The sequence below is a fragment of the Paenibacillus sp. sgz302164 genome, assembly GCF_056120505.1.
On record NZ_JBVYOL010000070.1, the window covers coordinates 1 to 754 of the forward strand.

At 48.7% G+C, this 754-nt stretch carries 1 protein-coding gene; it reads right to left on the minus strand.

Going from position 1 to position 754, the window contains the following annotated elements; all coding sequences use genetic code 11:
• Nucleotides 1-754, minus strand: a 754-nt coding sequence (locus tag AC0LWT_RS38945) for an alpha/beta fold hydrolase (RefSeq protein ID WP_474687348.1), incomplete at both ends; no start/stop codon positions are given.

A 754-nucleotide genomic window follows, 5' to 3' on the forward strand; every position in this document is an offset into this window, starting at 1 on the left:
AGGAAGTAAATTCCTTTTCGTATTTGTTCCAAACGTCATTGGTAACCCCTAAGTAATCGGATGTCAGCACGGTAAGCGGGAAAGGGAGAGGCTTTTTGTCATCCAATACGACCTTTGCATTACTCCGGGCTTGACGCACCTCGTCCTGTATATTGGCATTGTCAAGCTTAAGCAATGAGGCTGTCAGGTCAATCTGCTTCAGTTCATCCGGCACGAACTTCAAGCCGTTGCGAATGGAGCGCGAGTTTTCGATCACGCTGTCGGAGTGAAAGAGCATCCGAATTACGCCTGTTTTTATGAGCAGCTTATACATAAAGCCGCTTACCGGCGCCTCGGCATCATTGTAGTAATATTCCGGACTTCCGCCATCCAGCATCACGATGCCCTGTACCTCGTCCGGGTATTTCTGTGCAAACCGGAGCGTTTCAAGGGATCCTAGCGAATGTCCCACAAACAGGTAAGGCGGCTTTTGGCCGGATGCCTGCAGCACTTCGTGTATTTCGTTCGTTATTGTATCGATGTCACGCTTCTTGTCCGTCGTATCACTGTACCCATAGCCGAACCGGTCGTAAACTGCGAATTTAACATGTGGCGCGAGCTTCTCATACAGCGGGTAAAAATCAATATACGGATTGGCCGTGCCCCAACCGGAAGCGAATACAACCGTTACATCCCCTTGACCGCCGGTATATAAATGCATATTTTTCCCATTCACTTTGTACAGCTTGCCGCTAGGGGTATAAGTTTTCAAATC